Genomic DNA, 21,877 nt, shown 5'->3' on the forward strand with positions numbered 1-21,877 from the left:
AATTGTGAGTAATTTTTAATTTGATTACTCTTCGTAACGTTTAATTTCTCTATCGTAAAACTCATTCGCTTTTACGATCAAACCTTCCATTTCTGCATTCAGCTCCGCCTCATCAAGATCTTCGGCTTCTTCCATAAATTCGACTTCATCGTCTTTTAGATTAATTATAAACCTAGGATAATCAAGGTGAATGATGAAAATATCATCTGGAAAATCAGTATTATCTCCGAGTAAAAATTTAGGTAATTCCATTTTTATTTATTTATTTTTTGCTTCAAATTTAAGTATTTGAAACTGAATTAGTGATTAATTTTTTGGTTAAGTAATGAAAGCGAATATACAAAAACAGGGCAGCTGAAGTAAGACCTGCTAAAAGACCAATCCAGACTCCTTCTGCTTTCCAAGGAGTGTATTCTGCAAGATAATAGGAGATAGGAAAACCAATTACCCAATATGCTACAAAGGTAATGTACATGGGGATTTTTACATCCTGTAATCCACGTAAAGCACCTAAAACGACTACTTGTATCCCATCAGAAATTTGAAAAACAGCTGCAATCAAAAGCAATTTTGATGCGATAGCGATTACTTCTGTATTGTCTGAAAGCTGAAACGTATTCTCCATATTCAAAAAAAGATACGGCAAAACGGTATGAAAAGCAATAAACAAAATGGCAAAGATTACTTCTATAAAAATAGCCAGTAAAAAGATAGAACGCGCCACGACAACCAGTTTTTTATAATCCATAAGACCCCTTTGATTGCTCACACGAATCATCGAAACAACGCTTAACCCCATAGCAACCATAAAAGTCATCGAGGACACGCTTAGCGCAATTTGGTTGGCGGCCTGACTCGTTTTACCAATGTTTCCGCAAAGCCAAATTGAGGCTGTAAAAAGCACGACTTCAAAAAGCATTTGCATGGCAGAAGGCAAGCCCAGATTTACTATTTTTTTTATGGCTTCTTTTTTGATTTCTTCAAAACTAAAACCTTCAAAATATTTTTTTAATTGTTCTCTGCGCGACAAAATAATGTGCATAAAAAGCAGCATCATAATTCTCGAAATTACCGTTCCCAGTGCAGCACCCACAATACCCATCTTAGGAAAAATCCAAACACCGTAAATCAGCATATAATTGATAAAAACATGAATGATATTGGCCATGATAATCGCATACATCGAATACTTTGTCATCGAGAGTCCGTCTGCAAATTGTTTGTAACCCTGATACATAATAAGAGGCACGAGTGAAAAAGCAACCCAAGCCAAATAAGGTTTTGCCAGAACAATGACATCTGCGGGTTGATGCAGCAGTTCCATCAACGGCATGGCCAAAACGATCAATCCGAAAAGCATAACTCCTAAAATAGTACACAAAAATAATCCGTGGTGAAAGGCAGAACGTATTTTAGATTCGTTTTTCTCTGCATCAGCTTCGGCTACAATAGGTGTAATTGCCGTAGAAAATCCGATCCCTAAAGACAAGGCGACGAAAATCATACTATTTCCCAGCGAAACAGCCGCTAGTTCGGTACTTCCCAACTTTCCTACCATTACATTATCTACAATCCCTATTAAGGTATGCCCAACCATTCCGAGAATTATAGGATATGCCAATCTTAAATTATAACCAAACTCCTTTGTATACTGAGCTAAATTCACTTTTATCTACTTTTTTTGTCGGCAAAGATACTTAGAAGGTTTCAATTCTTTTAAATTATTCAAATTATAAGCAAATATTAAGAAGAGTAGCATGCGAGCCACTATTATATAACAATTTCAGAAAATTATATAACAAACTCCAAATTCCTTGGGAGTACTTTTACACTATAATATTTAAAAATTACACGCACATGAAAAAATTAAAAAACATTAGAATTTTATTCTTCGCCGCTTTTACATTAGGATTTACAACTATAGCTTCTGCCCAGGACACTGGAGAATCTGTTAACTACGATCAGAAATTTAAATTAGGATTTGGATTAAATGGAGGATTACCAACCGATAACGCCTACGATTGGGCATTGGGTGGTGATGTGAGATTGCAATACGATTTGACTAAAAGAGCTTCTGTAACCTTAACAACTGGTTTTACCAATTTGTTTATGGGAGACAATGTAGCTGATTTAGGTTTTATTCCGGCGAAAGCAGGTTTCAAAGCTTTTGTATGGGAAGATCAATTTTATGTTTTAGGAGAAGTTGGAGCTGGTTTTGCAGTTACTAACGGATACAACGACACGACCTTTTTATGGGCGCCAGGTATTGGGTATGCTAACAAACATTTTGACATCAGTCTTAGATACGAAGATTATCACAAATTTGAAACAAATCAGGTAGCATTGCGTCTGGCGTATGGTTTTGAATTATAAAATATAGGTTATTTTATTGGTTTTTGGTTTTTGGTAAAAACCCGGCAGTTCTGGAATCTGCCGGGTTTTTTTATGTTCAAAAAAAAATTGAAGCTAAACACTATTTCTATTTTTTATTTTGTAAATATCTGTTATCCGTCAAAGTTTTCATGAAGGCAATCAATTGCATTTTTTCTTTATCTGATAAGTTTAATTTTTCCTCCGGTAATGTTTGATTCTCCAATTCCAATCCTAAACCTAATCCTCCTCCCTCATTATAAAAATCGATCACTTCTTCTAAGGTTTTATAAACTCCATTGTGCATATAAGGAGCCGTAAGCACACTGTTTCTGATGGTGGGCGTTTTAAAAGAATACTTATGAATAGCCGCTTGGGTAACAACAAATTTGCCTAGATCGCCGTCGAGTTTTTTATTTTTATCAGGAACTCCTAAAACCTCACTCTCCGATCTGTCAAAATTGGGTGGAACAGTTCCGTTGGTAAGCGGGATAAAATGGCAAGTCGCACACTTTCCTTTACCAGCAAATACATTAAATCCTGCCTTTTCATCAGCCGTAAATGAAGTTTTGTTTTGCATATAATCATCAAATTTAGAATCATAATGGCTTAACGAACGAATATAAGAAGCCAAAGCATTTTTTATCGCAAATGCATTGATATCCCCTTTTGGAAATGCTTTTTTGAACTGCTCGACATACTCTTTATTTTTTTGAAGGGCCAAAGCCGATTTTTCTAGAGATCCATGCATCTCGTTTTCGTTACTGATCACCGCGATTGCCTGATCTTCGAGATAACTTACCCGAGAATCTGCAAAAAACACACGCTGAAAAGCAATATTTGAAAGTGTTGGCGTATTGCGCTGAATCATCGATTTTCCGTCTAATGCTACCGCTCTTTCTAAACCATCAGTAAACGCTTTATTGGCATGATGGCAAGAAGCACAAGAACGTGTATTGTTACCTGATAAAATGGGGTCATTGAATAACTTTTTGCCCAAAGCGATTTTCTCTGGTGTGGTTTTATAGTCCGGAAAGCCAGAAAATGCTTCTGGATCAAAAGCATCCCGATCAAATAAAGTCTGTGCCGTAACTTTTAAGCCTCTCTGCTCTTTCATCAGCGGAATTCCCAATTCAGATTGTGTTTTATAAAGACCTTTACTCAAAGGGTTTAAAATTTCTTTGATAAAATACGCGCGATCAAAAGCATTAAAATTAGTATTTACTTTTAAATATTTTTTGCCTTTTTGAAAAATTTGAAGCACTTGTTTTGCATTTGAAACCGAATTATTTTCCAGATAAACACGGTAATATTTTTCGATAGTTTCTAAAGAAACCTGTGCTTCCGGAAGTGAATTCAGTACAACTGGCGAATCGAAGCCCGTAATGCCGAGTGTAAGGATGCGGTATACCTCCAATCGCATGGCATCAAAAACGTGTGCGTCTGTCAATTCATTAGAATTGGAAACTTTCTCAAGTCGAATTAAATTAGCCGATAAAACGCCCAATTCCTGAAGCAGTTCTTTTTTTGTATTCTTATTATATTTTGGAAAAACCAATTCCTCAATAACCTGAAAACCTTCCGGCGGAACCGTCACTTTATCATTTTCCTCAAATTCGCTTATTGCGGGTCCGTTGATCGATTTTGAAACTGCGGGCGAGTAATATTCGCTAATCATTTCGACCTTTTTATAGCTTTGATGCGCCTCTAAAAACTGTCGCTGAATCTGTGCTTCCGAAGAATCAGATTGAACAGAATATTTCAATTTTGCTACTTTTTCGATCAATAAAGTAATATCGTCTTTAAACACTTCATTTATTTCCAGATGTTTGCTTTTTTTCTCACACGCCACAAACGCTAGCAAAAAGAACAAAACGTATATTTTTTTCATGATGTAATTAAAATTAAAAAGAGGAATATTTATAAAAACAGAAACCACTACTTCAAATTAAAGTAGTGGATGACTGTTTTGTATTCAATTAAAAATTTATCTTGCCAAACCTTTAATAACTAAAATTTGACTTGCTTGTTGCTCATTAGGTCTGTTGGTACCACCATCTGCTTTCTTATATTTTTCGCCAGTCCAAGTATGAGGCTGTACGCTCAACATAAAAGTATCCTCGATACCTACTTGTTCGGATACATCGATTAAAGCACCGTATTCCCAATCACCAAATTTAGAAGTCCCACCTACATTATATTTTGCTGCATCAGTTGCTGTACGACGGTGATCTAATTCTACTACCACTTTTAGGGTTTTTGTAGCAATGTTGTATTGATAAATATAAGCATCGTGTGTTTCGTCTCCGTAACCATTAGCATCTTCCTCAACGTACACATATTTTTTAGTTACACAAATATTATCCGGATTCTGAAATTTACCTGCAATTCCGCTACGGTTATCTCCGTCAAGAACAACTTCAAGAGTTCCTTTTAATGGGTCAGCAGCATCAAGATTTAATCTGTACACTCTTCCGTATTTAGTTCTAGAACCGTCAGCATTAGTTCCTGTAGTATTTTGTCCCGTTACATTAAAATACAATTCGCGATCTGCTGTATCACCGCCTTTACGGTAATCCAAATCTTCCACTCTACCAAATTTAATAGCTTTTAACGTATTTACCGATGCATTAATCTGAGCACCTGTAAGTGTAGTATGATTGTCAATTTTTACAAAAGAAACAGGATATGTTTTACTCACTTCCATGTCTTTTTCTCTTTGGTTGTCGTCGTTTCTTTTTAGCATGTACAAAGAACCATTTGTCAAATCACCCACAGTATTCGATACATACATAAAAACCTGACCTCCATAAGTTCCGGAGTCATCATCTCCAATTACCACTACCGTTTTACCTTTATAAGCAGAAGAGCGCAATGGCAAAGCATTTTCGGCACTTAATCGACCAAATCCAGCCAATTCTTTAGATACAGACGCAGAACCAACGCTTCCGTAAGGATCCAAAGCATGAGTACGAGATTCTTCTCCAGATTCTCCAGATGTTAAATAAACAGGACCAAAACCATGTTCTGCTGGTGTAGCCATTGTTGCACCACACAATCTCCAGGTTCCTCCATTAGAATTTAATAAATATTCTCCTTTGGTTGGTTTAAAAGTTTTGTCTAAAGTAATTCTCGAAACAGCAAAATTGTCTTCGTTGTTTACTAAAAACGTAAAAGTGCCATCTGTGTTTCTAAGTAAACCAGAACCATCAGCAGAACCACCAAAAACAAAATTAGGGCTGTCCGGAAAAACATCATCAGAGCTAAAAAGTGAATAAATTTTCAAACTTTCAAAACCTGCCTGTGCTTTCAATAAACTTGGCGTTACAGATTGATCTTTTAGTACAACAGCAGTTGTTTCTGTTTCGTCTTTAGAGTCGTTATTACAAGATGTCAATAACGCACCGATCATAACTAGAGGTAAAATAATTCGTTTCATTGAGCTAAAAATTGGTTTTTATTTTTTTACAAAGTAAATCCCCACTCTTTAACTTAAAATGATTTCGATATTAATAAAAAAACAAAAATACTATCTGAAAATCGCTGTAAGATTAAAAATATTAATATTAAATTAACACTAAAATACACTCATAAAACTTTCGTAACATTCAACAAAAAAACGAACATTATCTTAAGAATTTTTCTTTAGCTGCTCTTTATAATCCTCAAAATTCGCCTTTATTTTATCATCTAGTTCAGGTTCTTTAATATCAGTATATTTTTGCATTTCTTCCCAAATAATTTTGGCAACAATATAGCGAGACATTTCTTTATCATCTGCAGGAATAATGTACCAGGGCGCATGTTCTGTCGATGTTTTATTGATCGCCTCTTCGTAATATTGCTGATATTCGTCCCAATGTCCACGTTCTTTAAGATCACCCGGCGAAAACTTCCAGTTGTGTTTTCCCTCCTCCAAACGGCGTAATAAACGTTGGCGCTGTTCCTCTTTACTCAAATGCATATAAAATTTCATCACAATTGTACCGTTGGCTGCAATATGCTTTTCAAAATTATTAATTTGCTCGATTCTCTTTTCCCAAAACGCTGGCGTAATATCTTCAACCGAATTAATCTCTGGTAAATTTTCATTCAAAACATATTCAGGATGCACGCGTGTGACCAAAACATTCTCATAATGTGTACGATTAAAAATGGCAAACTTCCCTTTTTCTGGTAAAGCTAGATAATGGCGCCACAAATAATCATGCTCCAATTCGGTAGAATTTGGCGTTTTAAAACTATGCACCACAACCCCACGCGGATTAAATTCTTTAAAAACCTCCCGAATCAGGCTGTCTTTTCCAGAAGTATCCATTCCTTGCAGACAAATCAAAACACTGTATTTATTGTGTGCATACATCACATCCTGAAAATCGCTCAATTTTGCCTGCACTTTATCCAGTTTTTCTTCCTTTTCCTCATCATCTGCTTTCACTTTTAACAAAGTAGGAATCTTGGCTAAACTTATTTTTTTTACTACTTTAAAATCATTCGGATCTATAGATTTCATATTTCACTGTTTTTTATACTAGTAAATATACTATTTTTACCAAGCATATTCCTGCTATTCATTGCAATACTTTTTCGATCATTTGTTTTTTTCTACGCCATAACAAGAGCTTCCGCTGGTCGCTTTGTTCTGTCAAGAAAAAATACAATTGCTTCTCCAAGTATTTTCATTGCTATCAGGGCTAGGCATTGGTTTTCAAAAGAACATTTATAGTATCTCATAGTTCAAGTTATAATGAAAAAAATATTAGTGATAATTTTTATTTTATTTTTAAATCAAACATTTTGTCAAAATGTAAATGAAGATTCTGAACAGAAAATCCAACATAAAATTTACAGTAAATGCTTTGAGAGCCTAAAACCAATTCCAGAAATAGAAAATCATATACCTTTAAAAAATATATCTTTTTGTAGTTTATCAGAATGTGTTATGGCTTTTGAATATGCAAAAGATGAAAAAACTATTTTGGAGGCAATTTCAAAAAGAGCTATTGAAATTTGTGTTATTCTTTATGATGAAGGCACCCCAATTTATCTGACTAGCGGAATGGATAGTTCATATGATGCAGATGAGAAAAACCAAAACTTAACTGATGACAATCATTTAGTATACATTAGTGTTGCGGAGTGTCTCTCTTCTAAATCATTAGAAAAAATCAAGGACATTGTCAATGAACAGACAAAAAAATTAATCAATAAAAACCAAACAAAAACATATCTGTTAAAAGAGGAATTCTAAAATAAAATTCATGGAAAAATTTACATTAGAAATAGTATTTCAAATCATCGGAATTGGTTCTGCATCAGGATTATTTTTCAACAACGATGCACTTTACATTATTGGCGACAATAGTGGTTTTTTGTACGAGTACAATATGCAAAATCAGCAATTAAGCCAACATCCTTTAATTGATAATCCAACATCCAATATTCCAAAAAACATAAAACCTGATTTTGAATCTATCGCACATCACAACGATACTTTGTATGTTTTTGGTTCTGGCTCGACTGAAAACCGCAACAAAATGATCGAATTTGATCTCAAGTCAAAAACTGTTTTACAAAAGAATAATTTGGTCGATTTATATGGTATGATGCAAAGTTTTGGCGAAATAAAACCCGAAGATTTCAATCTCGAAGGCGCTATTTTTGATGGAGAAAATTGGTATTTATTCAATCGTGGCAACGGGCTTTCGAACAAAAACACCATTTTTACCATTCATGCCAAAAAATTGGACCAAGAATTTGCCTTGGTAGCGACCAATTATAAACTTCCCAAAATAAAAGGCATTCGCTCCAGTTTTACAGACGCCATTTTGGTCGAAGACAAAATTTATTTCCTCTCTACTACCGAAGATACCGTTTCTACGTATGATGATGGCGAAATCTTAGGGAGTTTCATCGGGCGCATCGACCTTAAAACCATGAAAATCGATTTTACGCAAAAAATCACCTCAACCAATAAATTTGAGGGTTTGACTTTCTACAAAAAATCAAATGATAAAATTGAATTTTTACTTTGCGAAGATAATGATACAGAACTTTTGGAAACTAAAATTTTTAAGTTGAGTTTACCGGTTAAGTAATACGAGCATTCATCAAAAAAAACTTTCATTACTAATAATTTTACTCTTTTAACTGGTAATTACTTAGTATATGATTTTAAAGCAGAAAACGAATCTATCAGGAAAATAGAAAAGTGATATCAAACTACAGCAAAAAAAATTAAGCACATTTTAAATCATTGCGAGGAAAGAAGCACCACAATAAAAAAAGCAAATTTGTTATACTGAATGAGATTGCTTCGTTCCTCGCAATGACACAAACAAAAAGCAAATCTGCTATACTGGATGACGTTACTTTGTTCCTCGCACCTGTGCAAAAAAACATTTCTAACTTAGATTCTTTGTAACTGTTAACGAATATTTTAAAAAAAATCAACTTCGTCCCAACCTTTTTTACTTTTTAACTCTCTTTAGTATAAAGACCATCATTGTGATAAACGAAACGCTACTTTCAAACTGCAAAAAAATGAACCGAGATGCTCAGCGTCAGGTTTATGAGCACATGGCTCCCAAATTGTATCGCCTTTGCAAACGATACCTCAAGAAAGAAGAGGAAATAGAAGAAGCCTTAGCAGATGCTTTCTATACTATTTTTACCAAAATAGAACAGCTAAAAGAAACACTGGCTTTTGAAGCTTGGGCGCGAAAAATAACTGTAAATCACTGTTTGGCAACGATCAAGAAAAATACAAATTTTAATATGTATTTGGATGATGTAAAAATGCTTTCGCAACTTTTTACAGATGAAATTAACACTTTAGAAGAAGAAGATTTACTCAATTTACTGAACCATATTCCAGAGGGCTGCAAAACAGTTTTTAACCTTTTTGTCATAGAAGGTTACGGACACAAAGAAATAGCCAGCATGCTGCACATTTCTGAAGGCACTTCAAAATCACAATTGAATGCTGCAAAAACCAAACTAAAGGAATTAGTCAATAAATTGTATTACCAAAAAGCAAAATAGTCATGGACAATCAAGATAAATTATTCGATAAATTTAAAGAGGCTTCCCACAATGTCGAAGTAAAAGACTTCTCGGCCATGGAAAAAGTTTGGTCTCGTGTGGAAGAAAAACTCGACAAAAAAGAGGCTAAAAAAACCATTTCCCTTTGGAAAAAAATTGCCGTTGCCGCTTCTCTTTTATTAGTGATTTCGTTAGGAAGTCAATTCTTAAAATCAGACAAAAAAATTGATATCGAGAATCCAAAAGTGGTTATAAACGAGCCAACACAAGGCAAGACTCAAAAACCTGCTTTAGAAAACAATAATACAGTGGTTTCATCATCAGAAATAGTCCCAAAAGCCGAAGCTACAAAAATATTAGAAAAACAAATCAATCAAGAACCAGTAGCGATAAACGAAATACATACTGCAAACAGTCCTATAGTACGTTACGAAAGCACTGTGGTTGCCGCAGATGAAGTTGCTTATCCAGAACCACCAAAAGCAGAAGTAGAATCAAAAAGTGAAAATGACGACATCTTTTTAAAAGAAAAAGCAGCGAGTTCAAGCAATTATCTTCAAGCCAGTAAAAATGCTGGTTATGAAACATCAAAAAGGGAAACGCAACCTCAAATGTCTAGAAAAAGTGCTCCGCTTGTGGTACTTAACGGAAAAGCAATTTCGGATAAGGATGATGCAAAAAAAGATAAAATGACGCAAGAAGAATTACCCAATTTAAATCCTAAAAATGTAGAATCGCTCGTGATATTAGACGAACCGCTTTATATTATTGACGGCATTTATTATTCTGAAAATGATTTATTTGGGAATAATCCAACAAGTCCTTACGCTCCTTTAGACAAGCAGGAAATAAAGACAATTACAATCCTGCAAGACCTGGAAGCGACCTCTAAATATGGCGACAAAGGAAAAAAGGGAGTCGTTATAATCACTACAAAAAACGGAAAACCAGCTTTAAAAAAATAGCTAAATCCTAAACACTAATTTTAAAAAATTACTATCATGAAAAACGTAAAACTTATTTCATTAGCCCTTTCTATGCTCGTATGTTTCGTAACAATGGCGCAAGAAAAAACCATTACAGGAACGGTTTCTGATAATGTTGGTCCTATTCCCGGTGCGACTATCGGTGTGCAAAAAACAAAAAAAACAGCGACAACAAATTACGAAGGAAAGTACACTATTACCGCTCAAAAAGGAGATGTTTTGGTCTTTAGCTACATCGGATTAAAATCGCAAACACGAATTGTTGGCGACAAAAATGTTATCGATGTAAAACTCGAAGAAGACCAACAAACGCTTAGCGAAGTTGTCGTTGTGGGCTACGGAAATTCACGCTCTAAAAAGAAAATGACAACCGCTTCTTCTACGCAAATGATTCAGGGAAGAACTATGGGGGTTGAGGTTTCAGCCAACTACGCTATAACACAAGCTAGTCCGAGTCCAATTATTCGCGGTGCTGAATCAATTGGATCTACAAATGAACCTTTGTATATTATTGATGGTGTTCCAGCAAAAGCAGGACAAATCGCGAAAATAAATCCAAATGACATACAAGATGTAAAAGTTTTAAAAGATGATAATGCGAACAGTCTTTACGGCCTAAAAGGGAAAAACGGGGTTATTGTTTTGGCAACTAAAAACGAGTTGTATAAAAATCTTTCAGAGAAAGAACTTGATGCCAAATTGACACATTTAACGACCATTCAGCCTGTAGAACCCAATCAGGAAGATTATGATACTTTTGTTGAAAATGCTTTTGAGAGCCCAAAAACAGCACCACTTTCTACTTTCTCTATTGATGTTGACAACGCTTCTTATACCAATATAAGACGCTTTATCAACAACGGTCAGGCAGTTCCAAAAGATGCAGTGCGTGTCGAGGAAATGGTCAATTTCTTTAAATACAATTATCCGCAGCCAAAAGATGCCCATCCGTTTTCTATCAATACAGAATTGAGCGATTCGCCGTGGAATTCTAAAAATCAAATTTTAAAAATTGGTTTGCAGGGAAAAAACATTCCTACCGATGATTTACCTGCTTCTAACTTAGTTTTCCTAATAGATGTTTCCGGTTCAATGAGCGAAATGAATAAATTACCACTATTGAAACAATCTATGAAAATATTGGTAAACGAATTGCGTAAAAAAGACAAAGTTGCCATTGTAGTCTATGCAGGAGCGGCTGGAATGGTTTTGCCTCCTACCTCTGGAGATGAGAAAAAAACCATTATTGACGCTTTAGAAAAACTCAATGCCGGAGGAAGTACCGCGGGTGGTGCGGGAATTAATTTGGCGTATAAAATTGCAGCAGAAAATTTTATTAAAGACGGAAATAACAGAGTCATTCTAGCAACTGATGGCGATTTTAATGTGGGCGATTCCTCGAATACGGATATGGAAAAACTGATTGAAGAAAAAAGAAAATCAGGCGTTTTCCTAACCTGTTTGGGATACGGAATGGGGAATTACAAAGACAGCAAAATGGAGACCTTAGCCGATAAAGGGAATGGAAATTATGCTTACATCGATAATATTCAGGAAGCCAATCGTTTTTTAGGAAAAGAATTTAAAGGTTCGATGTTTGCGATTGCAAAAGATGTAAAAATCCAGATCGAATTCAATCCAAAACAAGTTCAGGCCTACCGTTTAATTGGTTATGAAAATAGAAAATTACGTCCCGAAGATTTTAAAAACGACGCCATTGATGCAGGCGAATTGGGAAGCAACCACACCGTTACGGCTTTGTACGAAATTATTCCAGCGGGGATTAACAGCAATTATATAAACAACCAACCTGATAATTTAAAATATACACAAGTTCAAGCCAATTCGAATAATTATACAAATGAATTGGCAACAGTAAAATTCAGATACAAAAAACCTGACGGAGATAAAAGTATCGAGCTTGTACAAGTGATTGAAAATAAAGCTGTGCTTTTGCAAAATGCGTCTGATGATTTGAAATTTAGTAGCGCTGTCGCTTGGTTTGGATTAAAATTAAGAGATTCGAAATTAATTACGAACAAATCTTCCGAAGATATCACCAAATTGGCCAAACAAGGATTGTCTAACGATTCTGAAGGATACAAAGCAGAATTTATTCGTCTTGTTGAAGCAACAAAAGAAGCGTATTAAGCAATATTTATTTACATTTGAGGTTTCACTCATACATTTTAATTTTAAAAATAAACCTTAATGCACCCAATTCTAAATCAAAATTTATTTCTTGTAAAAGAACATATCGGCATGTTTAAAGCGGCCAACAACTATGACATTTATAGCCCTGAAAGCAAAGAAATTATAATGAAGTGCCGAGAAAACAATCTTGGAATTTTTACTAAAATTTTACGTTTTACAGATTATAAAAGAATGACTCCTTTTAACATCGAAATTACAACAGCTTCAGGCGAAAAACTGATTTCGGTAAAACGTGGTGTTGCTTTTTTTCGCTCAACAGTTGAAGTTTTTGATGAGAAAGAGAGATTGCTTGGTACATTCAAACAAAAATTCTTTTCATTTGGAGGAAAATTCGAAATTTTGGATAAAAATGACAAACCAGTTTGCACCCTCCAAGGAAAATGGACAGGTTGGGATTTTAAATTTACACACGAGAATAAGGAACTGGCGCAGGTAAATAAAAAATGGGCAGGAATGGGAAAAGAGTTTTTTACAAGTGCTGATAATTATGCGCTTCAAATTGAAGAAACTGTCGCAGCAGACTCTCCGTTGAGACAATTAATATTGGCTGCGGTAATGTGTATCGACATGGTTTTAAAAGAATAAAAGGCTGTTAAAGTTACATTAAGAAACATAGAAAAGCATCATTTTCGGAACCAAAAATAGTATTTTTGTGTAAAGAAAATGATGCTTTTTGCATTTTGAAAATATAAATCATGACAGACTTAAAAAATACGAATGCCTTAATTACAGGAGCAGGAAAAGGAATCGGAAAAGCAATTGCATTGGCTTTAGCAAAAGAAGGCGTAAACGTAATTTTGCTCGCCAGAACTCAAGCTGATGTTGATCAACTCGCTTTAGAAACGAATGCTCTGGGTGTAAAATCACTGGCTCTTTCTGCCGATGTGTCGGATATGAATGCAGTAAACGAAGCAGTAGAAAAAGCCTTATCAGAATTTAAAACTATTGATATCCTGATCAACAATGCAGGAATTGGTTCGTTTGGAAAATTTTTAGAATTAGAGCCAAGCACTTGGGAAAGAATCATTCAAGTCAATCTTATGGGTACGTATTACGTCACTCGTGCTGTTGTTCCTAATATGATAGAAAGACAAACGGGCGATATTATCAATATTTCATCTACAGCCGGACTCAATGGAAATGCGTTAACGAGCGCTTACAGTGCCTCAAAATTTGCTGTTATGGGACTCACAGATTCTTTGATGCAGGAAATGAGAAAACACAATATTCGTGTGACAGCATTGGCTCCAAGCACCGTTGCAACGGATTTGGCAATCGATTTGAAATTGACTGATGGAAATCCAGAAAAAGTAATGCAATCGGAAGATGTGGCCGAATTAATTATCGCACAACTAAAACTAAACCGAAGAGTTTTTATAAAAAATAGCAGTATTTGGTCGACCAATCCTTAATCTAAAATTTAACCATCAAATGGAACAATATTTAAGACAACTAATATCCATCGGATTTACCGACAAAAAGGAAATTTTTACCGGATTCCTAATTGATTATTCGGATGATTGGATTTTACTAAAAAACAATCCCGTTGATTTTATAATTGATGGTTTTGTAATTTTGAGAAATAAGAATATTGAGGCAATTGAAAGAGACCAAGAACTTGAATTTACTGAAAAAGTAATTCGGATGAAAGGCTTGAAAACAAATGCCGACGACATCATCCCGATTAGAGATTTAGCATCTATTATACATTTTATTACCGCAAAATATGGTATTTTTCAAATAGCAAAAAAATCAGCAAAATCGGCTTATCTCGGAAAACTAATTGAACTGAATGACGAAGAACTTACTATTGACTTCTTAGATACGAAAGGCTATTTTGGAGGGGAATTAAGTTTTAATCCAGAAAAAATAAGAGTCATAGAGTTTGACACTGATTACATCAATTCTTTTAAGTTAGTAGTTGCTGAAAACGAGAACTAAAATGTAGATTACATCAAAAAGCCCTTAAAAAAGGGCTTTTTGATTTTTATGCTTCTATAAGTTTAGCAGTAAATGCTACACGAACGCTTCCGTCTTCATCAATTTTCGTCAAATTAACAGGTTGCAATTGGTTGACCAATTCAGGATTCCAAGGTGCTTTTACTTTGACGTAATTCTCGGTAAAACCGTGAATATATCCTTCTTTATTTTCACTTTCAAACAAAACCGTTCTGTGACTTCCCAATTGGCTTTCGTAAAAAGCACGACGCTTTTTTACAGACAGACCGCGCAACATTTTGCTGCGTTTTGCTCTTACATTGGCAGGAACAATACCTGTCATAGCAGCAGCTTCGGTATTGTCTCTTTCAGAATAGGTAAAAACATGCAGATAAGAAATATCCATTTCATTTAAAAAATGATATGTTTCTAAAAAATGCTCGTCGGTTTCGCCAGGAAATCCAACAATAACATCAACACCAATACAGGCATGTGGCATTACTTCACGGATTTTATTTACCCGTTCTGTGTATATTTCACGCAAGTACCTGCGCTTCATTAATTTTAAAATATCGTTGCTTCCAGATTGCAACGGAATATGAAAATGAGGTACAAAAGTGCGACTTTTAGATACAAACTCGATTGTTTCATTTTTTAATAAATTGGGCTCTATGGAAGAAATACGCAAGCGCTCAATTCCCTCGACTTTATCCAAAGCTTGTACTAAGTCTAGAAAAGTATGCTCGTGCTTTTTGTTTCCGAATTCTCCTTTGCCATAATCGCCAATGTTTACACCAGTAAGCACAATTTCTTTGATTCCTTGTTTCGAAATTTCAGCTGCATTTTGCAAAACATTTTCGAGTGCATCACTTCTTGAAATTCCTCTTGCGAGCGGAATAGTACAATAGGTACATTTATAGTCGCAACCATCCTGTACTTTTAGAAAAGCACGAGTACGATCGCCGATAGAATAGCTTCCTACGTAAAAATCGGCTTCGGCAATCTCGCAGGAGTGTACTTCACCCATGTCGTTTTTGCTTAAATCGTGAATATAATCGGTGATTTTAAACTTTTCTGTAGCTCCCAAAACTAAATCAACGCCATCTACAGCAGCCAATTCTTCTGGTTTCAATTGTGCATAACATCCAACAGCCGCAACAAAGGCTTTATCGTTGAGTTTCATTGCTTTTTTTACAACCTGCTTAAACTGTTTATCGGCATTTTCTGTGACCGAACACGTGTTGATGACATAAATATCGGCAACTTCTTCAAAATCGACACGATCAAAACCTTCATCATTAAAGTTTCTTGCAATGGTTGAAGTTTCTGAAAAATTCAATTTACAGCCAAGCGTATAAAAGGCAACTTTTTTTCTATTTTCCATAAGATGTCTTAAATTAATGAAATCGTTGTCAAAAAATTTAAGGTTCAAATTTACAAACAATATTCTTTAAAATAAAATCAAGAGTACGTTATCCGTCAAGATTTTGAAAAACATTGATTTTAAGCATCTAAACAAGTAACAAAGCAGTTATTACGAATACCCTATAAAACTCACTATTAAACGAGTAGTACACTAAAAACAGAATTAAAACTTTAAATAAAAATCGATAAAAAGTATAAAAAATCGACAGAAACTACAAAAGTAAAAAACATCAAAAATTAACATAAAATAAGATTTTGAGAAAAAGCATCAAAAAAATTAAAAATTTCTTGCAAACTTCTTTGTTAGCGCATATTTTAGCATTAAATTCACACTTGCAAAACAAAAAAGCATAATTCAGTAAAATTGTTTGAAGTTTAAAAAACAGAATAAATTTTATTAAAAAATTAAAACAAGTTTGTTTTTTTAGTAAAACACTTCATTATTAGTGATTTATTTTTTAGTTCTTTATCGTAGAAATTAAAAATTAAAAAATACTTACTTTATAATTGAAATTACAAATAACAATTTGCTTTTTCTAGCGTTAGTGATTTGCTTTTCTTTTTGAGATTTAATAAAATGGGTAAGCCGAAAACCATATATAGAGTAGGCAAATTTAAAATTTTTACTTTATGAAAGCATTTTTCCCCACGATCTGCTTAATTCTATTGGCCGTTTTTACTTCAGAAGCACAAATAGCTGCTCCCCCAACGAACGAATTTCCTTCTATAAGTACACTTACAAGTTGGGCAAGTTTTAACAATCAGACACAATTTGATATTGCAGTACGTTCTGTTGGCTTTAAATTTGAAGTAAAAGAACCAGGAGAAGAGTCAACAGCTTATACTTATATTAGAAAAGTTACTGTAAACCAAGTAAATTATACAGATAGAATCGTGTATAGAATTACGAGTAATAACTCGGCAAGTATCATTTCATTGGTGACTGCATCTACCGATTTAGTAAGTTTGTATACACCTCAGTTAGCGACTTTCAAAAGTAATAAATGTAAAACGGAGATGTCTAAAGACAAAAACACTACATGTACTTGTTATGAAAGTGCCAATTTTGCTATTGATATTTGCGACGAACGTGTTAAACTAACAATGGGTGACGGAAATAAATATTTTGTTTCTGTAGCAAAACAATAATTCAGAAATATTTATAAGAAAACGCTCAAGTCTTGAGCAGTGTTTCCCAAATCTTTGCACCAAAAGCTTTAAAATAATCAATTCCTGCTTATTTATCGCAACAAAAAATGGTCTGTAAAGGTCTGGGACACTTTTCTTATTAAAACAAAAAAATCCAATCATTACAATTGGATTATATATTCGGATTTTTAAGTTCGTACCAAACTTCCTCTTCCTCTTCGTACACAAAAGAATTCACGTACTGGAGTCCTATTTTTTCTAAGATCTTTCTTGAATTTTCATTTCCCTCATCTGCGTAAGCATAAATGGCATCTGCTTTTATGTGATTAAAAGCATAATCAACAAAGGCTTTTCCGGCTTCGGTAGCATATCCTTTTCCCCAATATTTTTCTATAAAACGATATCCAATTTCATAAAAATTTTTGTGATTATTAATCTCGTTAGTGATGAATTTTATTCCAGACCAGCCTATAAATTCTCCTGTTTCTTTTAAAGTAACAGCCCACCTTCCTGTACCAAAATCTTGATATTGCTGTTGAATATTATGAATATAAGCAAGGCTCTCCTCTCTATTTTTTACTGGTTTCTTACCAATAAAAACATGAACATTAGGGTTCGAATCCAATTCGAACATACCCTCTACATCTGAAAGCAATAATTCTCTCAAAAGCAAACGTTCTGTTTCTATCGGATCTTTCATTAAAAATAGTTTAATTTAAAATATAGCGTTGTACAACTTCTGCAACACCATCATCATTATTTGATGCAACGATTGCATTGGCTCTATCGCGTAACTCTGGTGTCACATTATCTACCCAAACTCCCAAACCGGCATATTCAATCATGGTTAGATCATTCCCAGCATTTCCTACTGCAATAATTTCACTTTGATGAATATTTAATTTTTCTGCCAAAAGCTTTAAACTTGCCGCTTTATCAATTCCGTTTTGAGCTGCCTCCAGGAAAAAAGGTTTCGACATTGCCACACTCAAATGAGGCATTGCCAGTTTTAAATCCTTTTCTACTTGCTTCAGATAATCCGGCTCTGCCAATAAAATACATTTTACAGCTGGTTTATAAACTGCATCCTTAAAATTGGGTACCTTAACATGAGGCAATTTTGTAATTTCTTTTTCAATCTCGATAAATTCCGAGTCAGTTTCGCTTATAATAGCACCATCAAGATAGGTGATAATATGCGTTTTCATTTTAATGCTATAATCGTACAACTCAAAAATCTGCTCCTGCGTTAATGTTTGCTCAAACAGAACAACATCGTCTTTTGTACTGCTGATTATAGCTCCGTTAAACGAAATAATATAAGAATCGTTAAGGTGTAATTCTAATTCTTTTGCATACTCAATCATCGCAGATGTAGGCCGACCCGAAGCCAAAACTACATAAACGCCTTTGGCCTGCGCTTCAAGAAGCATTTTTTTATTAAGATCAGAAATCTTATGATCGTCTGTCAACAAGGTGTCATCCATGTCGAGCACTAACATTTTATATTGCATTTTTATACGTTTTTAATCGAAGGGTTTGGAATTTACCTGAAATTTAAAATAGAACCTGAAATTTCTTATCTTAAATACTCATTCGAAAATCTTCTATAACTGGATTTGCTTTTGCAAACTCAGTTTCCTGAATAAATACCTCAACTGCCAAGTCCATACCTCCGTACCCCCCCAATCTCGCCGACTGAATATTATCTTTTTTTAAAGTTTCTACACCTGCTGCTTCTAGCTTTTCAAGCAAAGCATTTGCTAAAATCTCACTTCCTGAATACACCTTCATTAATCCCATAATATGTTGTTATTTTATTTTATTTTAATACTATCTGTAATTGTTTTAAAAAACCTTCATTTTCATTCATGCCCACATGCCCCTGACCTTCTAAACAATAAAAATGATCAGTAGGTTTTAATAGTTTACTTAATCTAATTGAATTTTCAATCGGAATTAATAGATCTTCCGAACCATGAAAAATATAAATTGGTGCTTTTATTTTTGGCAAAAAATCATGTGTTTCAAAACTAAATTTCTTCAGAAAATCAGGAAAAAATCTCACCTTTGTACTCGACAATTCTCTAAAACTATAATACGGTGCCTGAAGAATTAAGGCTTTTGGCTTATTTTCGGCGGCCAAAATTGTCGCCAATCCAGAGCCAATCGAGTAACCCGCAATAATGATTGTATTCTCAGAATACCTCAAACATAAATTTTTGTATACAATCGAAATATCCTTATTAAGTTGCTCTTCATCTTCAATTTCACCTTCGCTTTTTCCAAAACTTCTGTAATCCAGAATAAAAATATCATATCCTAAATCGGTATATCTTTTAGAAATACTGCCCCAAGTTTCCAGCGTTCCGGCATTACCGTGCAGATAAAAAATCAATCCTTTAGTGTTGCTTGCCTTAAACAATAAACCGTTCAATTTTACACCATCAAAAGAACGAATCGTCAGTTCTTCAAATTTGCTTTGGTACTCAAATTGATAATCCTCAGCTAATTTTGCACTTTGAAACACCATTCCAACTTGATTGAAATAGACATAAAAAACGGTTGCCAAATAGAGAAAAGCGAAAAAAGCGGCAAGTACAATTGTCAAAAATTTAAATGTCTTTAACAGCTCCATCACAAATATTTATTTCAATTTTTATTACTCCTCAATCAAACCTTCTTCTTCGTCAAGTTCTTCTTCACCTTCTTCATCCATATCAAAAAAATAAGGCTCCAACAACATTTTCTCGGCCAAAATTTCGATACGTTCTGTCAATTTTTCAGCAAAAATAATACGCTGTGTTTTGGTGATACTGTTCGAAATACGCATAATTTTAGTTTCGTGACGCAGTTTCAAAATTGGGTCTGCATCGTCTAAAATTAGGATTTTTAAGCGATTCACATTATATCCGGCGGTGGTAAACATATCGCCAAGCTTGTTTGGAGTTCCGATTAAAACATCTACTCCTGTCGAGATATAGTTTTTATCATAATCCATATCTCCTTTGTCATGCACTCCATACACCTCGAGATTATTATGTTTTCCGTATTTTTCAAAAAGTTCTTCCATCTCCAAAACTTTCGTTTTGTCCTCGACAATAATTAAAGCACGTGGTGATTCTTCTGTCTGACCCGCCAATTGCTGAATCACATTTAACACTATCGTTGTCGATTTTCCACTTCCTTTAGGAGAAATAATCATACAGTCGGCACCACTTTTTATGGTCGAAAAAGTCTCTTTTTGCAGAATGTTAGGCTCTGTAAGACCGTTCTCGATTAAAGCGTCTTGTAACTTCTCGTTTATTTTTTTTAGTTTCATCTTTTTAATGCTTTAAGCTTTAAGCGATATGCTGTAGGCAAAAATTATTTTACTTAATTGCTTTAGACGCTAAGCAATGCGCCATAGGCAAAATTTATTATTTTGTAGCTTAAAGCGTATCGCCTAAAGCCTAAATGCTTTTTATTTGCTTGCAAACATTTTTACATCGGTTTCAGAAATCTCGGTTCCTCCCAAAATAATCAGTCTTTCGACCACATTACGAAGTTCACGGATATTTCCTGTCCAATCATATTCTTGCAATAATTTTATGGCTTTAGCCGAAAATATTTTGACAGCATTACCTTGTTCCGAAGCAATTTTCTCTGTAAAATGCGCGATCAGAGCCGGAATATCGTCACGTCTTTCATTCAAAGGTGGCACTTTGATCAAAATCACGGCCAGACGATGGTATAAATCTTCGCGAAAACGACCTTCTGCAATTTCAGTTTTCAGGTCTTTATTGGTTGCTGCCACGACACGCACATCTACTTTTATATCTTTCTCAGCTCCCACTCTTGTAATCATGCTTTCCTGCAAAGCACGTAAAACTTTGGCTTGCGCCGAAAGACTCATATCACCAATTTCATCTAAGAAAATAGTTCCTTTATCTGCCGCTTCAAACTTTCCTGCACGATCTTTTACAGCCGATGTAAAAGCGCCTTTTACATGACCAAACAATTCGCTTTCGATCAATTCGCTGGGGATAGCGGCACAATTCACTTCGATTAAAGGAAAATTTGCACGCTCGCTTTTTTCATGTAATTGATGTGCAACCAGTTCTTTTCCGGTTCCGTTTGGTCCTGTGATCAAAACTCGGGCTTCGGTTTGAGCCACTTTATCGATCATCAATTTGATATGACTAATGGCTTCGCTTTCGCCCACCATTTCGTAGTTTTTACTGACTTTTTTCTTTAAGATTTTATTCTCAACTACCAATTGCTTTTTATCCAAAGCATTTCGAACAGTATTCAATAAACGGTTTAAATCTGGCGGTTTAGAGATGTAATCAAAAGCTCCCAAGCGCATCGTATGAATGGCGGTTTCCATATCACCGTGTCCGGAAATCATCACCATCGGAATCTCTGGTTTTATCTTTTTTACTTCTTCTAAAACCTCTACACCATCTAATTTTGGCATTTTGATATCGCACAAAACCAAATCGTAATCGTTGTTTTTTATTTTTTCAAGACCAACAGTACCATCTTCTGCTTCTTCAACTTGATAAGAATCATTTTCTTCTGATAAAATTTTTACCAAAACTCTTCTAATCGCTGCTTCGTCTTCTATAATTAGTATTTTACTCATTTTTTTTGAGGTTCAAAGTTACAAAGGTTCAGAGGGACAAAGTTTAAAATCTTTATCGTTTTTTAAACCTCTTAACCTGTTATTAGTGATACATCTTTTGTTCTATATATAATTCTTAAAGTTT

The 21,877-nt window shown here is 34.6% G+C and carries 22 protein-coding genes; 10 read left to right on the forward strand and 12 right to left on the reverse strand.

The annotated features are described in order from the left end of the window. Positions 1-24: 24 nt before the first annotated feature. Together LNP22_RS18260 and LNP22_RS18265 are read right to left on the reverse strand one after the other, a co-directional pair. A complete protein-coding gene (locus tag LNP22_RS18260) occupies positions 25-252 on the reverse strand; it encodes a hypothetical protein (RefSeq protein ID WP_229974725.1) in 228 nt (75 codons plus the stop codon). A gap of 28 nt (positions 253-280) precedes the next feature. Next, positions 281-1,666: an MATE family efflux transporter gene (locus tag LNP22_RS18265; protein ID WP_229974726.1), complete on the reverse strand. Its 1,386-nt coding sequence runs from the start codon at positions 1,664-1,666 to the stop codon at positions 281-283. 191 nt (positions 1,667-1,857) lie between these two features. Here LNP22_RS18265 and LNP22_RS18270 point away from each other — a divergent pair, with 191 nt between their 5' ends. Continuing rightward, positions 1,858-2,373 carry a hypothetical protein gene (locus LNP22_RS18270; protein WP_229974727.1) on the forward strand — a complete coding sequence of 172 codons (516 nt, stop codon included), beginning with the start codon at positions 1,858-1,860 and terminating at the stop codon, positions 2,371-2,373. Positions 2,374-2,479: 106 nt separating this feature from the next. Here the strand turns inward: LNP22_RS18270 and LNP22_RS18275 are convergent, their stop codons facing one another. From LNP22_RS18275 to LNP22_RS18285, 3 genes are all read right to left on the reverse strand, one after another. Then, a complete protein-coding gene (locus LNP22_RS18275) occupies positions 2,480-4,261 on the reverse strand; it encodes a cytochrome-c peroxidase (RefSeq protein WP_229974728.1) in 1,782 nt (593 codons plus the stop codon). Between the two features lie 96 nt (positions 4,262-4,357). Then, entirely contained in the window at positions 4,358-5,809 is a 1,452-nt protein-coding gene (locus LNP22_RS18280; protein ID WP_229974729.1) for a PhoX family protein, read from the reverse strand. A gap of 192 nt (positions 5,810-6,001) precedes the next feature. Next, positions 6,002-6,883: a PPK2 family polyphosphate kinase gene (locus tag LNP22_RS18285; protein WP_229974730.1), complete on the reverse strand. Its 882-nt coding sequence runs from the start codon at positions 6,881-6,883 to the stop codon at positions 6,002-6,004. A gap of 234 nt (positions 6,884-7,117) precedes the next feature. On the opposite strand from LNP22_RS18285, the gene LNP22_RS18290 reads away from it, so the two are divergent. The 8 genes from LNP22_RS18290 (at position 7,118) to LNP22_RS18325 (ending at position 14,555) form a co-directional block, all read left to right on the forward strand. Next, positions 7,118-7,621, forward strand: a complete 504-nt coding sequence (locus LNP22_RS18290) for a hypothetical protein (protein WP_229974731.1) — start codon at positions 7,118-7,120, stop codon at positions 7,619-7,621. Between the two features lie 10 nt (positions 7,622-7,631). Further along, positions 7,632-8,468, forward strand: a complete 837-nt coding sequence (locus LNP22_RS18295) for a DUF6929 family protein (RefSeq protein WP_229974732.1) — start codon at positions 7,632-7,634, stop codon at positions 8,466-8,468. Positions 8,469-8,913: 445 nt separating this feature from the next. Next, positions 8,914-9,414, forward strand: coding sequence for an RNA polymerase sigma factor (locus tag LNP22_RS18300; protein ID WP_229974733.1), 501 nt, complete (start codon positions 8,914-8,916; stop codon positions 9,412-9,414). 2 nt (positions 9,415-9,416) lie between these two features. Then, entirely contained in the window at positions 9,417-10,379 is a 963-nt protein-coding gene (locus LNP22_RS18305) for a hypothetical protein (RefSeq protein ID WP_229974734.1), read from the forward strand. A gap of 36 nt (positions 10,380-10,415) precedes the next feature. Continuing rightward, positions 10,416-12,551, forward strand: a complete 2,136-nt coding sequence (locus LNP22_RS18310; protein ID WP_229974735.1) for a vWA domain-containing protein — start codon at positions 10,416-10,418, stop codon at positions 12,549-12,551. A 60-nt stretch (positions 12,552-12,611) separates the two neighbouring features. Next, a complete protein-coding gene (locus LNP22_RS18315; protein WP_229974736.1) occupies positions 12,612-13,199 on the forward strand; it encodes an LURP-one-related/scramblase family protein in 588 nt (195 codons plus the stop codon). A 110-nt stretch (positions 13,200-13,309) separates the two neighbouring features. Beyond that, positions 13,310-14,026 (forward strand): 3-ketoacyl-ACP reductase, encoded by a 717-nt coding sequence (locus tag LNP22_RS18320; protein WP_229974737.1) that lies wholly within the window; start codon positions 13,310-13,312, stop codon positions 14,024-14,026. Positions 14,027-14,045: 19 nt separating this feature from the next. Then, positions 14,046-14,555, forward strand: a complete 510-nt coding sequence (locus LNP22_RS18325) for a hypothetical protein (RefSeq protein WP_229974738.1) — start codon at positions 14,046-14,048, stop codon at positions 14,553-14,555. 46 nt (positions 14,556-14,601) lie between these two features. Here the strand turns inward: LNP22_RS18325 and mtaB are convergent, their stop codons facing one another. Further along, complete coding sequence (gene mtaB / locus LNP22_RS18330; protein ID WP_229974739.1) at positions 14,602-15,936, reverse strand: tRNA (N(6)-L-threonylcarbamoyladenosine(37)-C(2))-methylthiotransferase MtaB; 1,335 nt, start codon at positions 15,934-15,936, stop codon at positions 14,602-14,604. 671 nt (positions 15,937-16,607) lie between these two features. Here mtaB and LNP22_RS18335 point away from each other — a divergent pair. Continuing rightward, positions 16,608-17,126, forward strand: a complete 519-nt coding sequence (locus tag LNP22_RS18335) for a hypothetical protein (RefSeq protein WP_229974740.1) — start codon at positions 16,608-16,610, stop codon at positions 17,124-17,126. Between the two features lie 172 nt (positions 17,127-17,298). On the opposite strand, the gene LNP22_RS18340 is transcribed toward LNP22_RS18335, so the two are convergent. The 6 genes from LNP22_RS18340 to LNP22_RS18365 all read right to left on the reverse strand — a co-directional run bounded on the left by LNP22_RS18340 (position 17,299) and on the right by LNP22_RS18365 (position 21,753). Further along, positions 17,299-17,826: a GNAT family N-acetyltransferase gene (locus LNP22_RS18340; protein ID WP_229974741.1), complete on the reverse strand. Its 528-nt coding sequence runs from the start codon at positions 17,824-17,826 to the stop codon at positions 17,299-17,301. A 10-nt stretch (positions 17,827-17,836) separates the two neighbouring features. After that, a complete protein-coding gene (locus LNP22_RS18345; protein WP_229974742.1) occupies positions 17,837-18,640 on the reverse strand; it encodes a Cof-type HAD-IIB family hydrolase in 804 nt (267 codons plus the stop codon). A gap of 70 nt (positions 18,641-18,710) precedes the next feature. After that, positions 18,711-18,929, reverse strand: a complete 219-nt coding sequence (locus LNP22_RS18350) for a putative signal transducing protein (protein ID WP_229974743.1) — start codon at positions 18,927-18,929, stop codon at positions 18,711-18,713. A 19-nt stretch (positions 18,930-18,948) separates the two neighbouring features. Further along, positions 18,949-19,737 (reverse strand): alpha/beta hydrolase, encoded by a 789-nt coding sequence (locus LNP22_RS18355; RefSeq protein WP_229974744.1) that lies wholly within the window; start codon positions 19,735-19,737, stop codon positions 18,949-18,951. Between the two features lie 51 nt (positions 19,738-19,788). Next, positions 19,789-20,448 (reverse strand): DEAD/DEAH box helicase, encoded by a 660-nt coding sequence (locus LNP22_RS18360; RefSeq protein ID WP_229974745.1) that lies wholly within the window; start codon positions 20,446-20,448, stop codon positions 19,789-19,791. Positions 20,449-20,589: 141 nt separating this feature from the next. After that, positions 20,590-21,753, reverse strand: coding sequence for a sigma-54-dependent transcriptional regulator (locus tag LNP22_RS18365; RefSeq protein WP_229974746.1), 1,164 nt, complete (start codon positions 21,751-21,753; stop codon positions 20,590-20,592). Positions 21,754-21,877 lie beyond the last annotated feature (124 nt).

The sequence above is a fragment of the Flavobacterium flavipigmentatum genome (assembly GCF_020911905.1).
Taxonomy (GTDB): domain Bacteria; phylum Bacteroidota; class Bacteroidia; order Flavobacteriales; family Flavobacteriaceae; genus Flavobacterium; species Flavobacterium flavipigmentatum.

Excerpts from the sequence above, each read along its gene's own strand:
- LNP22_RS18280 (WP_229974729.1), bottom strand. The coding sequence starts at position 5,809 with ATGAAACGAATTATTTTACCTCTAGTTATGATCGGTGCGTTATTGACA.
- LNP22_RS18300 (WP_229974733.1), top strand. The coding sequence starts at position 8,914 with ATGAACCGAGATGCTCAGCGTCAGGTTTATGAGCACATGGCTCCCAAA.
- LNP22_RS18260 (WP_229974725.1), bottom strand. The coding sequence starts at position 252 with ATGGAATTACCTAAATTTTTACTCGGAGATAATACTGATTTTCCAGAT.
- LNP22_RS18285 (WP_229974730.1), bottom strand. The coding sequence starts at position 6,883 with ATGAAATCTATAGATCCGAATGATTTTAAAGTAGTAAAAAAAATAAGT.
- LNP22_RS18365 (WP_229974746.1), bottom strand. The coding sequence starts at position 21,753 with ATGAGTAAAATACTAATTATAGAAGACGAAGCAGCGATTAGAAGAGTT.
- LNP22_RS18335 (WP_229974740.1), top strand. The coding sequence starts at position 16,608 with ATGAAAGCATTTTTCCCCACGATCTGCTTAATTCTATTGGCCGTTTTT.
- LNP22_RS18320 (WP_229974737.1), top strand. The coding sequence starts at position 13,310 with ATGACAGACTTAAAAAATACGAATGCCTTAATTACAGGAGCAGGAAAA.
- LNP22_RS18315 (WP_229974736.1), top strand. The coding sequence starts at position 12,612 with ATGCACCCAATTCTAAATCAAAATTTATTTCTTGTAAAAGAACATATC.
- LNP22_RS18345 (WP_229974742.1), bottom strand. The coding sequence starts at position 18,640 with ATGCAATATAAAATGTTAGTGCTCGACATGGATGACACCTTGTTGACA.
- LNP22_RS18275 (WP_229974728.1), bottom strand. The coding sequence starts at position 4,261 with ATGAAAAAAATATACGTTTTGTTCTTTTTGCTAGCGTTTGTGGCGTGT.
- LNP22_RS18270 (WP_229974727.1), top strand. The coding sequence starts at position 1,858 with ATGAAAAAATTAAAAAACATTAGAATTTTATTCTTCGCCGCTTTTACA.
- LNP22_RS18360 (WP_229974745.1), bottom strand. The coding sequence starts at position 20,448 with ATGAAACTAAAAAAAATAAACGAGAAGTTACAAGACGCTTTAATCGAG.
- LNP22_RS18325 (WP_229974738.1), top strand. The coding sequence starts at position 14,046 with ATGGAACAATATTTAAGACAACTAATATCCATCGGATTTACCGACAAA.
- LNP22_RS18350 (WP_229974743.1), bottom strand. The coding sequence starts at position 18,929 with ATGGGATTAATGAAGGTGTATTCAGGAAGTGAGATTTTAGCAAATGCT.
- LNP22_RS18305 (WP_229974734.1), top strand. The coding sequence starts at position 9,417 with ATGGACAATCAAGATAAATTATTCGATAAATTTAAAGAGGCTTCCCAC.
- LNP22_RS18290 (WP_229974731.1), top strand. The coding sequence starts at position 7,118 with ATGAAAAAAATATTAGTGATAATTTTTATTTTATTTTTAAATCAAACA.
- LNP22_RS18310 (WP_229974735.1), top strand. The coding sequence starts at position 10,416 with ATGAAAAACGTAAAACTTATTTCATTAGCCCTTTCTATGCTCGTATGT.
- LNP22_RS18295 (WP_229974732.1), top strand. The coding sequence starts at position 7,632 with ATGGAAAAATTTACATTAGAAATAGTATTTCAAATCATCGGAATTGGT.
- mtaB (WP_229974739.1), bottom strand. The coding sequence starts at position 15,936 with ATGGAAAATAGAAAAAAAGTTGCCTTTTATACGCTTGGCTGTAAATTG.
- LNP22_RS18340 (WP_229974741.1), bottom strand. The coding sequence starts at position 17,826 with ATGAAAGATCCGATAGAAACAGAACGTTTGCTTTTGAGAGAATTATTG.